The organism is Pseudoxanthomonas daejeonensis (assembly GCF_010093205.1).
In the GTDB taxonomy this organism is placed as follows: domain Bacteria; phylum Pseudomonadota; class Gammaproteobacteria; order Xanthomonadales; family Xanthomonadaceae; genus Pseudoxanthomonas; species Pseudoxanthomonas daejeonensis.
This window is the reverse complement of the sequence record NZ_PDWN01000012.1, coordinates 97,670-118,739: the sequence shown is the minus strand read 5'-3', so window position 1 is coordinate 118,739 and position 21,070 is coordinate 97,670. Positions and strand designations below refer to the sequence as shown.

Genomic DNA, 21,070 nt, shown 5'->3' with positions numbered 1-21,070 from the left:
AGCGGCGGGACTGTCGTGTGAGGACGCGAGGCATGGGCATCGAGATCGAACGCAAGTTCACGGTCACCGGCGATGGCTGGCGGGCGGCGGCCGAACGGGTCCAGCCGATGGCGCAAGGCTATCTGAACAGCCTGGCGGCCCTGGAAGGCGGCGGGCAGCGGGCATCGGTGCGCGTGCGGATCGAAGGCGATCGCGCATTCCTCAACCTCAAGTCGCGCGAGCCGGGGCACACCCGGCAGGAATTCGATTACCCCGTGCCGGTCGAAGACGCCCGCCAGCTGCTTGCCCTGTGCGTGGGTGGGCGCATCGAGAAACGCCGCCACTACGTCCGCCATGCCGGCCACCTGTGGGAAGTGGACGAATTCATCGGCGACAACGCCGGTCTGGTGGTGGCCGAGCTGGAACTGGCGTCGGCCGACGAGGCCTACGCGCGCCCGGACTGGCTCGGCATCGAGGTCACCGACCTGCAGCGCTATTACAACCTGGCCCTGGCCGAACGGCCGTACTCGCGGTGGGACCCGGTCGAGCGCGAGCCGCCGCTTCGCTGACACTGGCGGGCCTGGCGCTTCCTCGAGCAGGACCCGCCGCGCCGGCGAATGGCGAAAAGGCGCGAAGGCGGTTCGCGGGGCAAGGGAGGCAGCGGGGCGAGTCCCGCTCCCAGGGATCACCTTGCGGGAACAGGGCCCCGACCCCATCTGGGTGCCATGAGAATCGATATCTGGTCCGACGTGGTCTGTCCCTGGTGCTGGATCGGCAAGCACCGTTTCCAGCGTGGCGTGGAACTGCTGGGTGACGCCGCCCCGCCGCTGGAGGTGCACTGGCACCCGTTCCAGCTCGATCCGGACGCCGGCACGGAGCCGGTACCGTTGCGCCAGGCCTATGCCGCCAAGTTCGGCGGCGCCGAGCGCACCGAACAGATCCTGGCCCAGACCCAGGCCACCGCGCGCGCCGAGGGACTGCCGATGGATTTCGACCGCGGCCAGGTCCGGGTGACCACCCTGCCCGCGCACCGGCTGATGTGGCTGGCCGCACGCGAAGGTGACGCACACCTCGTGGGCGAAGCGTTGTTCCGCGCCCACTTCGTCGAAGGCCGCGACCTGGCCGATCCGCAGACGCTGGTCGAGGCCGGTGCCGCCGGCGGGCTGGCCGCCGGGCGGGTCCGCGCCGTCCTCGACACGGACGAGGGCCTGGCCGAGGTCCGCGCCGAACTGGCGCAGGCACAGGCGATGGGCATCCGCGCGGTGCCGACCTTCGTCATCGACGGCCGCTATGCCATCCAAGGCGGGCAGCCTCCGGAAGCCTTCGCGCAGGCGCTGCGCCAGGCGATGGCCGAGGGCGCCCCGGCGCCTGCCTCCGGTGAGGCCTGCGGACCGGAAGGCTGCTCGGCATAGGAGCCGATCCGGGCGGACATTTGCCGGGACCGGTCCATCACGGCCGGATCCAGGCCGGGATGGCCCAGCGAACGGCTTCGCGTCGCAGGCCGGATCCGTTCCCCGGAGAACGGACGCATGCACGGTACGCCCGTGCACAGCGTCCCGCCCGCATCTGCGACAATGGCCCGGCGCGCGATCGGCGCGATCCGGAGTCCAAACGCATGCTCGTGATCGGCGTCGCCGGCACCGAACTGACCACGCAGGAACGCGACTGGCTGCAGCACGACGCGGTCGCCGGCGTGATCCTGTTCCGGCGCAACTTCGCTTCGCGCGACCAGGTCGCCGAGCTGTCGGCCGCGATCCGCGCCGCCGCGCCGCGCCCGCAACTGGTCTGCGTGGACCAGGAAGGCGGCCGCGTGCAGCGTTTCCGCGAGGGCTACAGCGCGCTGCCGCCGTTGCAGCACTTCGACGCCCTGTACCGCCGCGACCCCGAAGCCGCCCTCGCCCTGGCCCAGGAACATGCCTGGCTGATGGCCAGCGAAATCCGCGCCAGTGGCGTGGACCTGAGCTTCGCCCCGGTGGTCGACCTGGCCCGCGGCAATCGCGCCATCGCCGACCGGGCCTTCAGCGACGACCCGCAGGTGGTCGCCGCGTTCACCCGCGCGTATGTCCGCGGCATGCACAGCGTCGGCATGGCCGCCACGCTCAAGCATTTCCCGGGCCATGGCACCGTGCTCGAGGACACCCACTTCGACGACGCGATCGATCCGCGTCCGCTGGACGTGCTGCGCGCAGAGGACCTGGTCCCGTTCGTGGCCGGGATCGAAGCCGGTGCCGACGCGGTGATGATGGCGCACGTGGCCTACCCGGCGGTGGCGCCGGAGCCGGCCGGCTACTCGAAGTTCTGGATCGAGCATGTCCTGCGCAGCGAAATGGGTTTCCGCGGCGTGGTCTTCTCCGACGACATCGGCATGGCCGCCGCGTTCTCCGCGGGCGGGGTCAAGTCGCGGATCGACGCGCACCTGGACGCCGGCTGCGACGTGGTCCTGGTCTGCCACCCGGAACTGGTCGAGGAATCACTGCGCGCGGTCGAAGGCCGCGCGCTCAACACCGCGGCGCTGACTGGCCTGATCGGCCGCGGCGCACTGGGCTGGGACGGCCTGCTCGCCGATGCCCGCTACGACAGCGCGCAGTCGCGCCTGCCACCGGCCTCGGTCGCCTGACCCGGCCAGCCACCTACTTTTCCGCTTCTCCACACCTCTTCCGGTAGCATCGCCCGATGTCGAATCTCCTAATCGCCGAAGTCCTCGAAAAGTCCGACCTGCTGGTCGACCGCCCCGCCATCGATGCGGCCATCGCCTCCATGGCCGATGCCATCGCCCGTGACTACATCGGCGACGTGCCGCCGCACCGCCTGGGCGACAGCTTCGTGCCGGTGTTCCTGACCGTGATGCACGGCGCCCTGCCCTTCGCCGGCCAACTGGCTCTGGAGCTGGGCGCGCGCGGGCTGGACCTGCAGTTCGACTACCTGCACGCGACCCGCTACCGCGGCAACAACCAGGGCGGCGAACTGGTCTGGAAGCACCGGCCGGCCACGTCGCTGTATGGCCGGCGCGTGCTGATCGCCGACGACATCCTCGACGAAGGCCACACCCTGGCCGAGGTCAGCCGCTGGTGCATCGAACAGGGCGCCACCGACGTGCGCATCGCCGCGCTGACGGTCAAGGACCACGACCGCTGCGTGGAAGGCGTGCGCGCCGACTACGTCGGCCTGCACCTGCCGGACCGCTACGTGTTCGGCTTCGGCATGGATTACTACGAGCAGGGGCGGAACCTGCCGGGCATCTACGCGCTGAAGGACTGAGCGGCATGGACATCGCCCTGGCCGTGATCGGCGGCACCGGCGTCTATCGGCTGGCCGCGCTGGAAGACGCGGAGGCCCGCCATTTCGAAACGCCCTACGGCGCGCCCTCCGGTCCCTTGCGGATCGGCCGCCTCGGCGACGCGCGCATCGCCTTCCTGGCCCGCCACGGCGAAGGTCACGCGCTGCCGCCGCACCGGGTCAACTACCGCGCCAACCTGCATGCGCTCAGGCAGGCCGGCGCCCGGCGCGTGCTGGCGCTCAACACCGTCGGCGGCATCACCGACCACTACGGCCCGCGCGTGCTCGCCTGCCCCGACCAGCTGATCGACTACACCTGGGGCCGCGAGTCGAGCTTCTGGGACGGCGAAGGCGAAGCGCTGCACGTGGACTTCGGCCACCCCTACAGCCCGATGTTCCGGCACAAGCTGCTGGCCGCCGCCCGGGTGACCGGTGCGCGCGTGGTCGACGGCGGCTGCTATGGCGCCACCCAGGGACCGCGCCTGGAGACCAATGCCGAGATCGCCCGCATGCGCCGCGACGGCTGCGACCTGGTCGGCATGACCGGCATGCCCGAGGCGGCGCTCGCACGCGAGCTGGGCCTGGAATACGCCTGCCTGGCGATCGTGGCCAACTGGGCCGCCGGGTGCGGCGACGCGCAGGAGATCACCCTGGCCGAAGTGCTGGACAACGTGGCCGCCGCGTCGGCTGGCCTGCCGGAGCTGGTCGCCGAGCTGGCCCGGGGCTGATCCGGCCACCGGTGTTAGCGGTAACCCATGCAACGGTGCCCCGGGCGATTGTCAGCCGCGCCCCGGCTTTTGCATACTCCGCTTCGCGGCAGCCGCCGCGCATTCCGTCAATCGCTAAGGACTACGCAGCATCATGGCCAACGGTACCGTCAAGTGGTTCAACGACGCCAAGGGATTCGGCTTCATTTCGCCGGAAGATGGCAGCGCGGACGTGTTCGCACACTTCTCCGCGATCAACTCCAAGGGTTTCCGTTCCCTCACGGAAGGACAGCGGGTGAGCTACGAGGTGACCCAGGGCCCCAAGGGCGCGCAGGCCTCCAACATCACCCCGATCGCCTGACCGCGACTGTCAGGTGTTTCAATTGAACCCCGCCGCAAGGCGGGGTTTTTTTTATCCGGCCGGCGCTGCCGGGGTTGCCGCTTCCTCGTGCAGGAAGCGGCCATGGCGCAGGAATTCCAGCACCTGGCCGATGACCACGTCATTGACCACCATGAAGGTGTGGTTCACCGGCAGCACCAGGAAATCGGCCATCCCGTCGACCTTGGCGCGCTCCACCGCGACCTTGCCGTCGTTCTCGCCGACGATGCGCGTGGCCAGCACGCTGTCGAAGGCGGTCTGTTCGTTGCCGGCGATGATGCCGAGCGGGAACTCCGCCGGCCCCAGTCGCGCGGCGATGCCACCCGGGCCGGTCACCAGTTGCGCGCCGGCCGGGCCATTGACCCGGTCGTACAGCGTGGTGCCGACCAGCGCGTCGGCGACCTCGCTACCCTGGTTGGGCGGACCGAGCATCACCACCCTGCCCAGCCCTGCGACCGGATCATTGCCGAGGTAGTAGCGCAGCAGCAGGCCGCCCATCGAATGGGTGACGAAATGGATGCGCTGCGCGCCGGCGTCGCGGCATTCGCGCACGCCCTGCGGAATCGCGGTCCGCGCCGAGGCCTCGATCGTCTGGCTTTGCGACGGGTAGTCGATATTGGCCGTGGCATAGCCGGCATCGCGCAGCATCCAGTCGATCCGGGCCATCGAACGATGGGTCCGTCCCAGTCCGTGCAGCAGGACCACGCACTCACCCTGCACCGGCGGCAGGCGCTGCGGATCTTCGCCGGACGGCGCATCGGGCCGCGCATGGGCGACGCCTGCGGCCAGCAGCAGGAACCATGCGCAGGCGATGCGAACGACCCGGTGCGCGTGCGGCGCGACAACAGCAGCCTTCCGTTCCATTCGTCATCCCGTTGGCCCAGTCAACGCGAATATACAGGCGGCCACCATCCACGCCGCGCGCCCGGCCCATGTTCCGCCGGCCGGCGCGCTCTGCTACAACTGGCCCGCCGATGCTGTCGCCCAAGGGGGCATCGTTGCCGGGCCAGATGCATGGCGCGGACGCGGGCCCAGTGATGTACCACGCACGCGAGGTTCCCATGCTCCGATCGTCGACCCGATTGCTTGCCTGCCTGTTGATGCTGTTCGCCCTGGCCGCCTGCCAGCCTCCGGTACGGCTGATGCCGGCACCGGCGGTGTTCCTCAACGGCGAACACAACCTGTTCGGCGCCAACGCCAACCTCGATCGCAGCAGCGACATCCAGGTCTTCTACGCGACCAACCGGGTGCCCTTCGGTCCGTCGGGCGCGCGCGCCTACACCGTGTTCCCCGGCGACGAACTCCACCTGGGCGTGGCCAACCTCAGCATCGGCGGTGGCGGCCGCAGCTGGGACTGGCTTTACGAGCAGTCCACCAATGCTTCCGCCGAGCGCCGGCCGCAGCTCCTGGTCAATTCGATGGACGAAAAGGCATCGGTCGCACCGGGCGCTTCCGTGGACGAGCCGGGCGAGGAAGCCCTCGCCTTCCTGCGCCTGGTCGACGAGGCGCTCGCGCGCAGTGCCGACCCGAACCTGACCATCTACGTCCACGGCGCCAATACCAGCGTCGGCCGCGCGACCGCGCAGGCGGCGCAGTACCGCCATTTCACCGGGCGCAATTCGGTGGTGCTGTCCTTCATCTGGCCGTCGGCCGAGAACTTCATGCGCTTCTCCCACGACGTGGCCAAGGCCGGCGGCACCGCTCCGGCTTTCGCCCAGCTCGTACGCATGCTCAGCCAGCACACCCGGGCCCGGCACATCAACGTGATCGCCTACAGCTCAGGGGCGATGGTGGCCTCGCCCGGCCTGGCGATCCTGGGCACGCCCACCGCGGGATACGATCCGGCGTCAGCGCGGCTGGGCGAGGTCTACTTTCCCGCGCCCGATGCCGACTTCCGCCAGTTCGTGAGCGAACTGCAGGTCTACCACGGCTATCCGCAAAGGGTGACGGTCACGGTGAACATGCGCGACTCGGTGCTGGTGCTGTCGCGGCTGCACCAGCGTGGCTCGCGTGCCGGCAGGCCGGATCCGACCGAACTCAGCCCCGAAGACGCGCAGTGGATGATCGACGCCTCCAACCGGCTGGACTTCGACCTGATCTCGGCCAGCGCCGACGACCTGCCGGGCATGGACCGGCGTTCGCACATCTTCTGGTACGACCATCCCTGGGTCAGCAGCGACGTGCTGCTGAAGATGCTGTTCCACATGGCGCCGGAAGAACGCGGGCTGCAGCGCAACCAGAACGAAGCGGACCTGCAGTTCTGGACGTTCCCGGAAAACTACGAGGCGCGCCTGGACGAAGTGATGGACCAGCTGGTGCAGACGGCATCGGCGCCACCCGCAGCCGGGACGGAGGCCAAGGGGACGACACAGTAATCCCGTGCCGGTCATGCGCCCGCATGCAGCACCGTGGCGCCATTCTGCCGGAGGCGTGCCACTTCCGTAGGAGGCGTGCACTTCCGTAGGAGCGGGCATGACCGCGACCACGACGGCCTCGGAAACCACTAGCGGGTCGCCTGTGCTGAAGGCGTCGGTGTCGCGGTCATGCCCGCTCCTACGAGAGCGAGGAGCACGGTCCTCTGCCGCACAAAACCCGGGCCACCGCATCACAACCTCGAACCGCATTCCCCGCCTGGGCGGGGATGACTAGCGAATCCGTGCCACTCAGGGCGGCGTCACCGTGACCGTCGCCGGCCGTGCCGCACCGGTGCCGCGCAGCGTCGGCTGGTACATGTCCTCGGCCTGCGGGGGCGGCACGGTGTAGGTGCCCGGCGTGACCGCGCGCACCAGGTAGTACAGCCGCGCGGTGGCGCCCTGGTCCAGCGACAGCGCCGCCACATAGCGGTCGTCGCGATACTCCTCGTGCTGCAGCTCGGCCTGGTCGGCGCGATCTGACAGGGCCACGCCCTCGATCTGCACGCCGTCCCACTGCGCGTTGTCGCCGAGGTTGAGGTTCTCGGCCTCCAGGCCGGCCGCCAGCAGGTCGGTGACCAGCGCATCGGGCATGGCCTGCTCGGCCTGCACGGTCAGGCGCGCGACCAGCACCTGGCCCTCCTTGAGCGTGCCGCCCTTCCAGGGCGAACCGTCGGGCAGGAACCAGTCGCGGACGATGCCGACACGCCGACGGTCTTCGGCCGGCGGCTGCCGCGGAATGCCGGCCACTTCGACACTCGCGTAGTACGGGCCGCCCTGCGGTTCGAAGCGCACGCCCTGTGCCAGCGCGGCATGGTCCAGGCTGCGCGCGAAGACCGCCACGGGTTCGACCTCGACGGTTTCGCCGCCCGATACCCAGCGCCCGGCCAGGGTGCGTCCGCCACCGGCATCGAGCGCCTTGCCCAGGCGCGCCAGCGCCATCTGCTCCTGCGTGCTCAGCCACAGCCGGCCATCGCGGTCGACGTCGCGGCGTGCCTGCAGCGCGCGCGCCAGATCGACCGCGCGCCCGTCGTATTTCGCATTGCCGCGCCCGCGCTCGTGCAGCAGCGCGATCATCAGCGCGTCGTCGCGGATGCGGCTGCCGTAGTCGCCCAGCCAGGCTGGACGGTCGTCCGGATCGCGCGCGAACCCGTCGGCAATGGCCTGCGCGCCGCGCTTGCCATCGCCCTGCAGCTCCAGCGCCAGGCCCAGCTGGACCAGCGGCAGGCCGGTCAGGCTCTCGCCCTTCTCCTGGTCGTAGAGCGCGCGCAGGGTGCCCAGCGGCGCGCGGTTGACCCGCGCCAGCACGTAACCGGCATAGGCACGGTTGGCGAAGCGCAGGTGGTCGCGATGGTCGCGTCCATAGAATTGCGCACCGCCGGACAACAGGTCTTCGGAGAGACGGTCCAGCGCCTTCTGCAGCACGCCGTCGGGCACGGCGAAGCCGGCCTCGCGTACATCGAGCAGGAAATCGGCAATGTAAGGCGTCAATGCCGGCTCGGTGTCGCCACTGTCCCCGCCCCACATCGAAAAGTGGCCACTGCCAGCCTGCATCGCCGCCAGGCGGCCGACGGCGCCTTCCAGGCGCGCGCGACGCGTGGCCGGGTCCAGGCCCGGCACGCCGAGCTGCCGTGCCGTCGCCGCATCCATCACCAGTGCCGCGTAGCCCTTGCTGGTGGTCTGTTCGGCGCAGCCGTACGGATACTCGAGCAGGCCCTGCAGCGCACTGGCGAACGGGATCGGCGGCGAGGCAGTGATGCGCAGCCGCACGTTGACCGTATCGGCGACCAGGCCTTCGGCGAGCGACGCATCCAGCACCAGCGGCGTGCCTTCCTTCAGCACGGGCGTACTGGTACGCAACACCCCTGGCCACGCCGCGCGCACCGGCAGGTCGTAACGCCGGTCCACCGCATACCCCCCGCCATCCACGCGCACGCGCACCCGCGCCACCGTGTTGCCCGGCTCGGCGAGCAGCGGGAATTCGAGCGTGGCCTTGGCCCCGTCGTCGAGGCGCAGGCGACGCTGGCCCTCGCCCACCGCCAGCGGTCCTTCGCCTTCCACGCGCACCCGGAATTCGGACGCCGCACCGCTGAAGTTCTGCACGTCCAGGCTGACCGTGCCGCGGTCGCCCGGCGCCATCACCCGCGGCATGCCAGCCTCGGCCACCACCGGCGCACGCACCAGGGCCTCGCCGTCGCGCTTGCCGTAACGGTCGTCGGCATAGACCAGCGCCGACACGCGCAAGGTGCCGTTGAAGTCCGGCAGCGGCAGCTTCAGCCGCGCGTTGCCCTGCGCATCCAGCTTCACCGGCCCGGAGAACAGGTCCACGGTCTGCACCCGCGCGGTCGGCCTGCGCGCCTGCGGCAACGCCTCCAGCGCCATGTCGCCGCCGAAACGCAGGCGCGCGTTTCCACCGGCGAAACTCTCGATCACCCGCCCGTAGACATCGTAGGCATCGGTGGCCAGCCGGCGCTGGGCGAAAAAGTGGGCATTGGCGTCCGGCACCGGGAAACGGGTGATGTTGAGGATGCCCACGTCGGTGGCCGACACGGTGACATGCGCATCGCGCCCAGCCAGTTGCGGCACGCTCACGGTGACCGGCAGGTCCTGCTGTGGCCGGCTCTGCGCGGGGAATTTCAATCCGACCGAGACGCGGCGGTCGTCGCGCCGCATCGGCACGTGGGCCACGCCGACCGCACGCGCGGGCGTGACCTGGCTGGCCGCCGAGCCGCCGCGGAACACCAGCGCGGTGACGTATACGTCGTGGCGTTCCCAGTCCGCGGTCACCGGGATCTCGAACGTGCCGGTCGCCTTTCCGTCCTGCCCGCGCAGTTCGATGTCGTGCGCGTACAGCAAGCGGTCGCTTTCCACCAGGAGCACGCCGCGGCCGGCGTGCGGCGGCGTGACCGTGACCTTGAGCGTATCGCCGGCGCGGTAGCCGGTGCGATCCAGGGCCAGCTTGACCCGGTCCGGGCGCGCATCCGGGCCGCGGTTGTCGTCGCCCCAGCTCCAGCCGGCGCGGAACGGATAGCGCGCGGTCAGGCCGGTCGCCGGATCGAGCACGTCGATGCGGTACTCGCCCCACTCCACCGGGAAATCGAAACGTGCCGCGGTGGCGCCGGCATCGACGCTGCGCGTCTGCACGTTCTCGAAACGGCGGGTGAAATCGTAGTCCCAGCCGCCGTCGTCCTCGTAGCGCCAGTGGTAGTCGCGCAGCTCGCGCACCAGGGTCACCTTCAGCCCCTTGGCCGGTTGCGGCTTGCCCTGCGCATCCACCCGCACCAGCTCGAAACGGGCGGCGGCATTGGCATCGGCGCCGTCGGCCTCGTCGAACAGCGGGCGCACCCCGACCAGCGCAGGCGCCGGCCACAGCACGCGCTGCAGGCTGCGGTTGACCGGGCGTCCCCCACTCTCGTGGACGCTGCCGGCGATCGTCACCTGCACCGGCGTGGCGGCCTTGGCCGCTTCTTCGGGCAGCGGCAGCGAGGCCTCCAGGCGGCCCTGCGGATCGAGCGTCGCATCGAGTACGTCGCGAGGCTCCCGTGGCAGGTCCACGGTCGGATCACCGAAGAAGAACCCGGGCAGGCCCTCGACCGGCTGGCGCGCGACCGCCAAGGCCATCTTCGCGGTGAAGCGGTTGCCGGCGGCCGATGCGCCATAGAGGTAGGCCGCCTCGGCCTGCAGCTTCAACGGCTCGCCCGGCTTGAGCGTGTCCTGCGCGGACAGGTCCAGCTTCAGGCGCTCCGGCAGGAACTCCTCGATCCGCAAGGCCATGCCCTGGACGACGTCCTTGCCGGCCGGGTCGGTGCGGAACTCCACCTGCCAGCGACCGGTCGGCGCATCGGACGGGATCGCCTGCTCGAACGCGTAATACCCCTGCGCGCCCGGCTCGAGCCGGGTCTCGCGGAAGACGCGACCGTCAGGCTGCTTCAGTCGCAGGAACAACGGTTGCGCTGCGCCCGCTCCAGGCGCCCCCACCTTGCCCCCCGGGGCCGGCGCCAGCGACTTGCCGTCACCGTCACGCAGCAGGGCGGAGATGCGAACCGTCTCGCCAGGCCGGTACAGATCGCGCCCGGACCAGGCGAACACGTCGAAATCCGCCTGGGCGCGTCCCCCGACCGCGAACTCGGACAGGTCCAGGGCCGGCTGGTTGAACGGCAGCAGGGACACATCCTTGCCACGACGGGCCACCAGCACCTGGCCGGCGTCGAGCGTGTAGTCCAGCAGCGCGTTGCCGTTGCCGTCGGTGGCCGATTTCAGCACCGCCTCGCCCCTGGCGTCGAGCACGCGCAGCTCCACGCCCTTCAGCGGCGAACCGTCGTGCAGCGAAGCGGTGTGCACGTAGAGCGTGTCGCGGTAGGCGCGCGCGTGCAGGCCGATGTCGCTGACGCTGAAGAACGCGGTGTCGTACTGGTCGCTGAACTGGCCGACCCGGCGCAGCACCGCGAAGTACAAGCCGGGTTGCTGCAGCTCCGCGATGTCCTGCACCGGCAGGTAGTTGAGGACCCGTTCGTTGCGCTCGCCGCCCAGGACGAAGCGGTTGAGGTAGACCGGCTCGGCCAGCTCGCGCAACGGCGCCCGGTCGTCGTAATCACGGTCGAGCTCCCAGCCACCGCGACGGCCGCCGCGCTGGAACTGGGCGAAGAAGCGCGGCAGCTCCGACTCGCGCACGCGCAGGAATTCCACGTCCACTTCCGGCACGTTCACCGACACCACCGGCAGGCCACGGCTCTCGCGCGCCGGCAGCACGCTGCCCTGCGAGGCGAACCCGGCCACCGGATCGAGCTCGCCGGTATGGATCGTTTTCTTGAGGGGCGCGTCCAGGCGGCTGCCGTCTGCGGCGAGCAGCCCGGCGGCGACGGTCACGGTGTAGTCGCGCGCCGGTTCGACGAAGGGATAGCGCAACGTCTTGCCATCATCGGACAGCGTCCAGCCGCTTTCGCCCGAGCCGGCCGGCTCGACCTGCAACAGGCGGTCGAATTCCTGGGTCCCGACCAGTGGCCTCGAGAACTCCAGCGCCAGGGCCAGGCTGCCATCCTGCTGGTCGGGCCAGGCACGGACCAGTGCGAATCCGGTCACCTCGGCACGCTGGGCCTGCAGCTTCTCGCCGCCCGCTGCGGGCAGCTGGCCGCCGGGATCGCGACTGCATCCGGCGACCGCCAGGATCGCCAGCATCGCCACCCGTGCCAGCCACGCCGGGCCGGTTCCACGCCAGCCCTTGCCACGCCACCCCTTGCCACGCCCGTCCATTGCCGTCCGCGTCATGCGTCGCGCTCCCTGCCCGTTGCTCCGAGTATAGGACGGCGTGCGGTCACGCCGACGCCGGGGGCCGCCGCCGCGAAGCGCGGAAGGTCAGTCGCCGGCTGCCAGTGCGGCCGCCACCGCTTCGAACAAACGGTGCATGTCGAGCGGTCGCTGCAACCGCTGCAAGGGCATCGAAGCGGGCACCTGTGCGGGGTCGAACGGCGCCTCGTCATCCTCGATCACGATGGCCGGTCCGGTGTAGCCGGTTTCGTGCATCGTCGACAGCAACGCCTCGGCGGGGAACAGGCTGATCCGGCTGTCCACCACGACCACGTCCGCCGCGCCGGTCTCGGCCCATCGGCGCAGCGCCGCGGCGCCGTCGGCCGCCCGGTCGATCAGGTAGCCCTGGCTGATCAGCGCATCGCCCACCAGCGACAGGCGCGCGCCTTCGCGGGCCACCAGCAGGATCCTTTCGCCCTGCCCGGCGATCGCGGGCGCGTCGTCGAGGTCCAGTTCATCGGCCTCCACCGGGGCCGGCAGCCAAAGCTCGAACCGCGTGCCCTCGCCGACCACGCTGGCCACCCCGATCCGGCCGCCCAGGCCCTCGACGATGCGCTTGCACGAAACCAGGCCCAACCCGGTACCGCTGGTCTTGGTTGTGAAGAACGGCGTGAACAGCTGGGCGATGGTCTGCGCATCCATGCCGCTGCCGGTATCGGCCACGACCAGGCGCACGCCGCCATCGGCTTCCTCGCCGACCAGTTCCAGGCGGCCGCTCTGGGGCATCGCCTGGATCGCGTTGAGGCACAGGTTGAGCAGGCACTGCTGCAGCTCGGTGTAGTTGGCGTCCAGTGCCAGCGCCGGGTCGGCCAGCCTCACTTCCAGCTGCACGTCGCGCGGCAGGCTGCCCTTGAGCAGCAGCTGCACCGCGCGGAACAGGTCCGTCAGCAGGAAACGCTCGCTGGCACGGCGCGAGCCGCGCACGAACGACAGCATCGATTCGGCCATCTCGTGGCCACGGCGTCCGCACTCGGCCACCACCGAGGCCAGCTGGTGCAGGCGGGGGTCGTCGCTGCGCTGGGCGATCAGGTCCGGCACGATCAGCAGGGGCTGCAGGATGTTGCGCAGGTCGTGGCTGAGCCCGGCGGCCAGCAACGACAGGCTCTCCAGCCGCTGGCTGCGCATCAGCTCGACTTCGGCGCGCGCGCGCTCGGTCTCCAGGCGCGCTTCGCGCAGGGCGCGCTCCACCGCCGCCGGCAGGCGCGCGCTGCTGTGCTTGAGGATGTAATCGTTGGCGCCCTCGTGCAGGGCCGCCACCGCAACGTCCTCGCCGATGGTGCCCGAGACGAAGATGAAAGGAAGGTGCGGCGTATGCGCACGGACGATCCGCAGCGCATCGTGCCCGGAGAAGCCCGGCATCGACAGGTCCGACAGGACGATGTCCGGATGGAACGTGGCCAGCGCCTGCTGCAGCGCCGGCTCCTCGTCCACGCGCATGAAGTCCGCATCCAGGCCCGCGTCCTCCAGCTGCATCTGCAGCAGCTCGGCGTCCTCCGGCGAATCCTCGACGAACAGGACCCGGAACCGCCTTTCGGTGCTGATCGCCCGCAACGGCGCCATCGTCAGCCTTCGCCGCCGGGCGCTTCGTTGATGACCGCCCAGAATTTGCCGAGCGTCTTCACCGCGCCGAAGAACTGGCCCACGTCCACCGGCTTGACCACGTATGCGTTCACGCCCAGGTCCCAGCTGCGCGCCAGGTCGCTTTCCTCGCGCGAGGACGACAGGATCACCACCGGGATGCGCCGCAGCTTGTCGTCGGCGCGGATGCGCTGCAGCACTTCCAGCCCGTCCATGCGCGGCATCTTGATGTCGAGCAGCAGCACCGCCGGCTCCTCGTCGGTGCGGTTTGCGTACGCGCCCTTGCGGAGCAGGTACTCCATCGCCTCCACCCCGTCCTCGACGTGGACGATCGGGTTGGCGAGGTTGGCCTCGCGCAGCGCATCGATGGCCATTTCGGCGTCGGCGGCATTGTCTTCGGCCAGCAGGATGGTGCGGATCGTGCTCATTTGAAGGTTTCGCCCGTTGAAATATTGTCCTGCGGAGGCAGGACGAAGTGGAAGGTGGAACCCTGGTCCGGGACCGACTCGGCCCAGACCTTGCCGCCCAGTCGCGTCACGACCCGGCGCACGCTGGCCAGGCCGATGCCGGTGCCCGGATAGTCGCTGGCCTTGTGCAACCGCTGGAACACCCCGAACAGCTTGCCGGCGTACTCCATGTCGAAACCTACCCCGTTGTCGCGGACGCTGAAGTGGTGGCCGCCGTCCTCCTGCACCTCGCAAGCGACTTCGATCACCGCCGGTTCCCTGCGGGCGGAGTACTTGACCGCGTTGCCCAGCAGGTTCAGCCACACCTGCCGCATCATGTTCTCGTCGGCCACCAGCACCGGCAAAGGCGCGATTCGCCAGTCGATCCGGTGCGCCGCGACGCCTTCGGCGGCGTCGGCCTGCCGGTTCGCATCCAGCATCGCCCGCGTCTCGTGGACGAGGGACTGCATGTCCACCGCCTGCAGCTTCATCGCGTTGCGGCCCAGGCGCGAATAGACCAGCAGGTCGTCGATCAGGGTCGACATCCTCCGCGCGGAGCTGCCGATCACCTCCAGGTAGTGCGTCCCCTTTTCGTCGATCCCGTCGCCGAGGTGGCGCGAGAGCTTGTCTGCGAATCCTGCCACATGGCGCAGCGGGGCGCGAAGGTCGTGGGACACCGAATAGCTGAACGCTTCAAGTTCGCGATTCACCTCGGTGACCTGTTCGATCTTGCCCTCCAGCTGCCGGTTGAGCTCGCCGATCCGGTGCTGCGCGGCCTTCTGTGCGCTGATGTCGCTGACCGTCATCAGCGCGACGTCGTCGTCGCGATCGGGCAACTGCATGCGCCGGGCGTTGAGCAGCATGGTCCGGCTGACCCCGTCGGCAGTGCGCTGGACGTGTTCGAAATCCCATAGTTCGCGACCGCGGGCGAGCACTTCGCTCAGGCGCTGGCGGATCACCGGGTCGCGCCAGGCGCCGTGCCCGATCTCGTCCAGGCGCTCGTAATGCTCGTCGCCGTCCTCGTCGGCGTAGAGCTCGGCGAAGGCGGTGTTGTGCATCAGCACGCGCAGTTCGCGGTCCAGCAGCACGATCGGTTCGCGCACCGTCTGCACCACCGCCAACGCCCGCGCACTGGCCTGGCGCACCTCGCCCTCCGAATCGGCCCGTCGTTGCTCCATCCGGTACAGCAGGTAGATGACCACGCCCATGAGCGTCAGCTGGGCCATGAGCGCAGCCAGGCCCAGCCAGCGCACGCGTTCGCGCTGCCGGTCGGCATAGGCGCTGCGTTCGACCAGCAAGGAACGCTCATTGGCCATGAAATTCGTGAACAGGTCGCGGACCTGGTACTTGCCGTAGAGCTCGTCGATCAGGTCCAGGCGTTCGGCCGGGGTCACGCCCATGCTCAGCCGCCTCGCCACGTCGATGCGACGCTCGATCAGGGTCTGCAGGCGGCCGATGAGGATCTGCTGCCCGGGGTTGTCGCGGCTCAGTTCGGTCAGCTGCCTCAGCTGCGGATCGATCCGCGCGAGGGTTTCCTCCAGGCGCTGGCGCAGTCGCGGATTGCTGCTGCCGCTGCCCAGGGCCAAGCCGATCGAATCGAGCTCGCGGATCATCGCTTCTAGGCTATGAGTGGAAGATTCCACCTGCTGGGTGTGGCGGACCCAGCGGTCGGCCTCCTGGCTGTTCTCGGTCCATTGCCGGATCAGCAGGTAGGGCACCAGCAGGATGAGGACCAGCGCCGATACCAGCAGGGGCAGGCGCCAGCGGACATAGGTGATGGTGAGGCTGTCCTGCCGCAATGCTCGGGGTCTCCGCTGGCGGGCCGTTGTGCGGCCGGTACCGCCCGATGATGCCTGCTGGCATCGGCCTTGTCAGGATCCGCGTCCCCCGCGGCGGGATGAGGCCGGCTGCACGGGCGGGAGCCTGAAACAGAAAAGGCCGGCAGGGCCGGCCTCTCCGACAGCACCCGCATGTGCAGGCCTGGAATGTGGTGGGCGGTACAGGGATCGAACCTGTGACCCTTGCCGTGTGAAGGCAATGCTCTACCGCTGAGCTAACCGCCCGGAAATCTGGATCAGCCGCACCTTGATGCGGGTGCGCATGTTAATGGGGCGTGGCGATCCGGTCAACGCCGCAGAGGCGTCTGGGCGTGCTTTCGGAGGGTTTAGGCGCATGCCCCGTGGCGTGTGCGTGCAGGCGCCACCGCTGCACGGCCGGCGTCGTCGTCGGCATCGCCCTCGCCTTGCCCCTTCCGCGTTCAGCTGGCCTTGCTCCGGCGCAGGGCATCGACCCGGGCCGGGGGACAGAACGCGTCGCTGCGGGCCTCGGCCCAGAAATCGTGGAAGACGGCATGCTCGGGAATACGCTGCAGAAGTTCGCCCGGGCGCAGGTAGCGGTACAGCGCCGCCAGCGAACGGATCTCCACCGGCGACACCCTGCGCAGGATGTGCTCCGGCCCCAGGTCCGAGGGATGCTCCAGCCCCGATGCGCACAGCAGGTCGCGCAACGCGCGCAGGGTGTTGTCGTGGAACTGGTGGACGCGAGTGGCTTTGTCGGCCGGGTCCAGGTGCTTCCAGCGGTGCGGGTTCTGGGTCGCGATCCCGGTCGGGCAGCGGTCGGTATGGCAGCTCAGCGACTGGATGCAACCCAGCGCGAACATGTAGCCGCGCGCCGCATTGCACCAGTCCGCGCCGAGCGCCAGGGTGCGCGCGATGTCGAAGGCACTGGTGATCTTGCCGGCCGCCGCGACCCGCACCCGGTCGCGCAGGTCCAGCCCGACCAGGGTGTTGTGGACCAGCAGCAGCGCTTCGTGCATCGGCACGCCGATATGGTCGATAAACTCGGCCGGCGCCGCGCCGGTTCCGCCCTCGGCGCCATCGACGACGATGAAGTCCGGCAGGCATTCCGGCTGCGACGTTGCGCTCTCGGCCATCGCCTTGGCGATGCCGAACCACTCCCAGGGGTGGCCGATGGCCAGCTTGAACCCGACCGGCTTGCCGCCGGAGAGCTCGCGCAGCCGGGCCACGAACCGGAGCAGCCCCATCGGCGTGTCGAAGGCCGCGTGCCGGGCTGGCGAAACGCAGTCGATCCCCATCGGCACGCCGCGCGTGGCCGCGATCTCCGCGCTGACCTTGGCCGCCGGCAGGACGCCGCCGTGCCCGGGCTTGGCGCCCTGGGAGAGCTTGATCTCGATCATCTTCACCTGCGGCCGCGCGGCCTGCTCGGCGAAACGCGCCGGATCGAAGCGTCCGGCTTCGTCGCGACAGCCGAAGTAGCCCGAACCGATCTCCCACACGAGATCGCCACCGTTTTCCAGGTGATAGGGCGAGATCGAGCCCTCTCCGGTGTCGTGGTAGAAACCTCCGCGCCGCGCGCCTTCGTTCAGTGCGCGCACCGCATTGGCCGACAGCGAACCGAAGCTCATCGCCGAAATGTTGAAGACGCTGGCCGAGTACGGCCGCGCGCAAGCGGCACCAACCACCACGCGGAAATCGTGGTCGGGAATTTCGGTCGGCGCCAGCGAGTGGTTGATCCATTCGTAGTCCACCGCATAGGCGTCCTGCAGCGAGCCGAACGGGACCACGTCCATCACGTTCTTGGCGCGGCGGTAGACCAGCGTCCTTTGCTGGCGCGAGAACGGGGCCTCGGCGGTATCGCTTTCGATGAAGTACTGGCGCATCTCCGGACCGACCGATTCCAGTCCGTAGCGGAAGTGGGCAAGGATCGGATAGTTGCGGCGCAACGTGGTGCGGGTCTGCAACAGGTCCCACGACCCCAGCAGCACCAGCAGCAAAGCGATCACCACGCCCCACCACCAGCCGGGCCAGCGCAAGGCCAGCGGCATCGACACCAGCAACAGCAGCCAGCTGGCCGCATAGGCCGAGTAACGGCTCATCCCTGCTCCCTCGTGGACCGGACCCGATCCAGTCTAGCCGCGGGCCGACCGGAACGAAGCAATACCGCCGCTTCCGGGCCTGCTTGAAGGAACGGACGCGTCCAAGCCCCGCCACGGGCGCTCGCTCGCGCGATTCAGGCGCTCGTGTCGCGTTGACGCCTGCGCCTACAGGCGGTCGTCCACCGCCGCGCGCGGCCACGCCGACTTGACGTCGTACACCGCCGCGCCAGGACGCCCCAGCGCGCGCACCTGCGCTGCGTCGTAGCCGCGATAGCCATCGTGCGCCACGGCCAGGACGACGGCGTCGTAGCTGCCGGCCCGCGGTTCGGCGAGCAGGGTCACGCCCTGCCGCGCGACCTCGGCCGGATCGGCCCATGGGTCGCAGGCTTCCACCTGCGCGCCCGCCTCCGCCAGCTGCCGTGCCAGGTCCAGCGCACGGCTGTTGCGAAGGTCCGGGCAGTTCTCCTTGAAGGTCACGCCCAGGACCAGCACCCGCGCCTGGGCCGCCGCCACGCCGCGCTCGCCCAGCATCGCCAGCACCCGGCCCGCCACGTGCGCGCCGACGCGTTCGTTGACCTCGCGTGCGGTGTGGATCAGCTCGGGGTGGTAGCCGACGCTCTCGGACTTGTGCAGCAGGTAGTACGGATCCACGCCGATGCAATGGCCGCCGACCAGGCCCGGTCGGAACGGCAGGAAGTTCCATTTGGTGCCGGCTGCCTCGAGCACGTCGCCGGTATCGATGCCGAGCCGGTCGAACACCAGCGCCAGCTCGTTGACCAGGGCGATGTTGACGTCGCGCTGGATGTTCTCCACCACCTTGGCTGCCTCGGCCACGCGGATCGACGGCGCCGGGAACGTGCCGGCGCTGATCACCTGCCGGTACAGCGCATCGACCGCTTCGGCCGCCCCGGGCGTGGAGCCTGCGGTGATCTTGCGGATGTCGGTCAGCCGTCGCTGCCGGTCGCCCGGACTGACCCGCTCCGGGCTGTAGCCGCAGCTGAAGTCGACGTTGAAGCGCAGCCCCGAAGCCTGCTCCAGGATCGGCACGCAGATTTCCTCGGTCGTGCCCGGATACACGGTGGATTCGTAGATCACCAGCGCCCCGCGCCGCAGCGCTGCACCGACCAGCGCGCTGGCACTGCGCAGCGGCTCCAGGTCCGGCTGGTGCGACGCGTCGATAGGCGTGGGCACGGCGACGATGAACACCTCGCAGCCCACCAGCGCGGCCGGGTCGCTGTCCAGGCGCAGGCCGGTCGCGGCGCGGATCTCGGCGCCATCCAGCTCCAGGGTGCGGTCGATCCCCTCGCCCAGCTCCCGCACCCGCCCGGCGTCGAGGTCGAACCCCAGCACTTCGCGCACGGCACCGAACGCCACCGCCAGCGGCAGTCCGACGTAACCCAGGCCGATGACCGCGATGCGGGCATCGGCGGGCGGCAACGGCACCGGGGCGGTCGGCTCGGACATGGAACTCCTGGCGGATATCGGGTGTGCCCGGGGCGGGGGTCGAACCCGCATAGCCTCGCGGCTGGGGGATTTTAAGTCCCCTGTGTCTACCAGTTTCACCACCCGGGCAGGGCGCGTGCATTGTGCCACCGGGGCCGGGCGCCGCGGCCGGGTCGCAGGCTATGATGCGGCCGACCCGCCGGCCGCGGGCAATGGGGACCCACGACGCATGCGCGCAAGGATCGAGGACGTCGCCGCCGCCGCGGGCGTGTCGATGAAGACCGTCTCGCGGGTGTTCAATCGCGAACCCAATGTGCGCGACGACACGCGCCTGAAGGTCGAGGAAGCCGCGCGCCAGCTGCGCTACCGGCCCAATTCCTCCGCACGCAGCCTGGCCGGCCGGCGCTCGTACCTGATCTCCCTGCTGTACGACAATCCGTCGTCGAACTACGTCATGGAGATCATCGAGGGCGTGCTGGCGGCCTGCGAACAGGCCCACTACGGACTGACCCTGCGTCCGGTCGATTTCGGCCGCCGCGGACACGTCGAATCGGTCGAAGGCCTGATCAACCAGTACCGCCCCGACGGACTGGTGCTGACTCCCCCGCTGACCGACGACCTGCCGCTGCTGCGGCGGCTGCGCGAGCTGGATGTGCGCTATGCCGGCATCTCGGCCAAGCGCAACAACACCCGCATCGGCGCGACCCTGGACGAGCGCGCCGCGGTGGCCGACATGATGGCCCACGTGGTCGCGCTCGGGCACCGGCGCATCGCCCACATCACCGGCCACCGCAGCCATGGCGCGCGCGCCTGGCGTCTGGCCGGCTACCTGGACGGGTTGAACAACGCCGGGATCGAACCGGATCCGGCGCTGGTGATCGAAGGCGAATTCTCGTTCGATTCGGGTATCGCCGGCGCAAGGCGATTGCTCGACCTGGACGATCCTCCGACGGCGATCTTTGGCGCCAATGACGACACCGCCTGTGGCGTGCTCTACGAGGCGGCCGCGCGCGGCCTGGTCGTGCCTGACCAGCTGTCGGTATTCGGCTTCGACGACACCCCGATGTCGCGCCAGGTGTGGCCCAGCCTGAGCACGATCCGCCAGCCCAGCCGCGAGATGGGCCGGATCGCCGCTCACCAGTTGCTCGACGAGATCAGCAGCCGCGGCCCGGGCAGCATCGTCAGGGTGCCCTACCAGCTGCAGATCCGGCACTCGACCGGGCCGGTGCCGCGAGGGCCCTGAGCGGGACGACAAGCGTGGCCAGCGCGGGAATCCACCGCCAAGGCCCGATCACCGGCCCCGCCCCTCCGCACCGGCTGGACGCACCTGGAAACGAAAAAGCCCCTGATCGCTCAGGGGCTTTCGATATGGAGGCCTGGGTCGGAATTGAACCGGCGTACGCGGATTTGCAGTCCGCTGCATGACCACTCTGCCACCAGGCCGGTGGTGCGTACCGCAGTGTAATCGCTTGCGGCCTGCCGACAAAACAAAACCCCGTTGCCGGGGTCTGTTTCCGATCCGTTCCGGCGCCTGGGCGACGGCTGGATCAGCTTATCTGGAGCGGGAAACGAGACTCGAACTCGCGACCTCAACCTTGGCAAGGTTGCGCTCTACCAACTGAGCTATTCCCGCTTGGGAGACGCGCATTTTA

At 69.7% G+C, this 21,070-nt stretch carries 15 protein-coding genes and 4 tRNA genes; 8 read left to right on the top strand and 11 right to left on the bottom strand.

The features are described from left to right. Window positions 1–32 precede the first annotated feature (32 nt). The 6 genes from CSC65_RS12850 to cspE all read left to right on the top strand — a co-directional run bounded on the left by CSC65_RS12850 (window position 33) and on the right by cspE (window position 4,323). Complete coding sequence (locus CSC65_RS12850; protein WP_162410962.1) at window positions 33–548, top strand: CYTH domain-containing protein; 516 nt, start codon at window positions 33–35, stop codon at window positions 546–548. Between the two features lie 156 nt (window positions 549–704). After that, window positions 705–1,391: a DsbA family oxidoreductase gene (locus CSC65_RS12845; protein WP_162410961.1), complete on the top strand. Its 687-nt coding sequence runs from the start codon at window positions 705–707 to the stop codon at window positions 1,389–1,391. 203 nt (window positions 1,392–1,594) lie between these two features. Further along, window positions 1,595–2,596, top strand: coding sequence for a beta-N-acetylhexosaminidase (gene nagZ / locus CSC65_RS12840; protein ID WP_162410960.1), 1,002 nt, complete (start codon window positions 1,595–1,597; stop codon window positions 2,594–2,596). 56 nt (window positions 2,597–2,652) lie between these two features. Beyond that, complete coding sequence (locus CSC65_RS12835; RefSeq protein WP_162410959.1) at window positions 2,653–3,237, top strand: hypoxanthine-guanine phosphoribosyltransferase; 585 nt, start codon at window positions 2,653–2,655, stop codon at window positions 3,235–3,237. Continuing rightward, window positions 3,234–3,983: an S-methyl-5'-thioinosine phosphorylase gene (locus CSC65_RS12830; protein WP_202922883.1), complete on the top strand. Its 750-nt coding sequence runs from the start codon at window positions 3,234–3,236 to the stop codon at window positions 3,981–3,983. The genes CSC65_RS12835 and CSC65_RS12830 overlap by 4 nt, the downstream gene beginning before the upstream one ends. Before the next feature lie 133 nt (window positions 3,984–4,116). Next, window positions 4,117–4,323, top strand: coding sequence for a transcription antiterminator/RNA stability regulator CspE (gene cspE / locus CSC65_RS12825; RefSeq protein ID WP_162410957.1), 207 nt, complete (start codon window positions 4,117–4,119; stop codon window positions 4,321–4,323). A gap of 51 nt (window positions 4,324–4,374) precedes the next feature. Here the strand turns inward: cspE and CSC65_RS12820 are convergent, their stop codons facing one another. Beyond that, on the bottom strand, window positions 4,375–5,205 hold the full coding sequence (locus CSC65_RS12820; protein ID WP_202922880.1) for an alpha/beta hydrolase: 831 nt from the start codon (window positions 5,203–5,205) through the stop codon (window positions 4,375–4,377). A gap of 197 nt (window positions 5,206–5,402) precedes the next feature. Here CSC65_RS12820 and CSC65_RS12815 point away from each other — a divergent pair, with 197 nt between their 5' ends. Continuing rightward, the gene (locus tag CSC65_RS12815; protein ID WP_162410956.1) at window positions 5,403–6,716 is read left to right on the top strand and encodes an alpha/beta hydrolase; all 1,314 of its coding nucleotides are present in this window, start codon (window positions 5,403–5,405) and stop codon (window positions 6,714–6,716) included. A gap of 288 nt (window positions 6,717–7,004) precedes the next feature. On the opposite strand, the gene CSC65_RS12810 is transcribed toward CSC65_RS12815, so the two are convergent. The 8 genes from CSC65_RS12810 to CSC65_RS12775 all read right to left on the bottom strand — a co-directional run bounded on the left by CSC65_RS12810 (window position 7,005) and on the right by CSC65_RS12775 (window position 19,547). After that, window positions 7,005–12,002: an alpha-2-macroglobulin family protein gene (locus tag CSC65_RS12810; protein WP_425501366.1), complete on the bottom strand. Its 4,998-nt coding sequence runs from the start codon at window positions 12,000–12,002 to the stop codon at window positions 7,005–7,007. A gap of 102 nt (window positions 12,003–12,104) precedes the next feature. Then, window positions 12,105–13,616 (bottom strand): sensor histidine kinase, encoded by a 1,512-nt coding sequence (locus CSC65_RS12805; RefSeq protein ID WP_162410955.1) that lies wholly within the window; start codon window positions 13,614–13,616, stop codon window positions 12,105–12,107. 2 nt (window positions 13,617–13,618) lie between these two features. Beyond that, a complete protein-coding gene (locus tag CSC65_RS12800; RefSeq protein ID WP_162410954.1) occupies window positions 13,619–14,062 on the bottom strand; it encodes a response regulator in 444 nt (147 codons plus the stop codon). Then, window positions 14,059–15,879: a sensor histidine kinase gene (locus tag CSC65_RS12795; protein ID WP_162410953.1), complete on the bottom strand. Its 1,821-nt coding sequence runs from the start codon at window positions 15,877–15,879 to the stop codon at window positions 14,059–14,061. Before CSC65_RS12795 ends, CSC65_RS12800 begins: the two co-directional genes overlap by 4 nt. A gap of 189 nt (window positions 15,880–16,068) precedes the next feature. Continuing rightward, window positions 16,069–16,143, bottom strand: a tRNA-Val gene (locus tag CSC65_RS12790). Between the two features lie 194 nt (window positions 16,144–16,337). Next, a complete protein-coding gene (locus tag CSC65_RS12785; RefSeq protein WP_162410952.1) occupies window positions 16,338–17,975 on the bottom strand; it encodes an FMN-binding glutamate synthase family protein in 1,638 nt (545 codons plus the stop codon). A gap of 165 nt (window positions 17,976–18,140) precedes the next feature. Continuing rightward, a complete protein-coding gene (locus CSC65_RS12780; RefSeq protein WP_162410951.1) occupies window positions 18,141–19,439 on the bottom strand; it encodes a nucleotide sugar dehydrogenase in 1,299 nt (432 codons plus the stop codon). 24 nt (window positions 19,440–19,463) lie between these two features. Beyond that, window positions 19,464–19,547 (bottom strand) — tRNA-Leu (locus CSC65_RS12775). Window positions 19,548–19,647: 100 nt separating this feature from the next. On the opposite strand from CSC65_RS12775, the gene CSC65_RS12770 reads away from it, so the two are divergent. After that, window positions 19,648–20,661, top strand: coding sequence for a LacI family DNA-binding transcriptional regulator (locus CSC65_RS12770; protein ID WP_162410950.1), 1,014 nt, complete (start codon window positions 19,648–19,650; stop codon window positions 20,659–20,661). A 126-nt stretch (window positions 20,662–20,787) separates the two neighbouring features. Here the strand turns inward: CSC65_RS12770 and CSC65_RS12765 are convergent. Then, a tRNA-Cys gene (locus CSC65_RS12765) sits at window positions 20,788–20,861 on the bottom strand. 114 nt (window positions 20,862–20,975) lie between these two features. Next, window positions 20,976–21,051: transfer RNA gene (locus tag CSC65_RS12760), tRNA-Gly, on the bottom strand. Window positions 21,052–21,070: the final 19 nt, after the last annotated feature.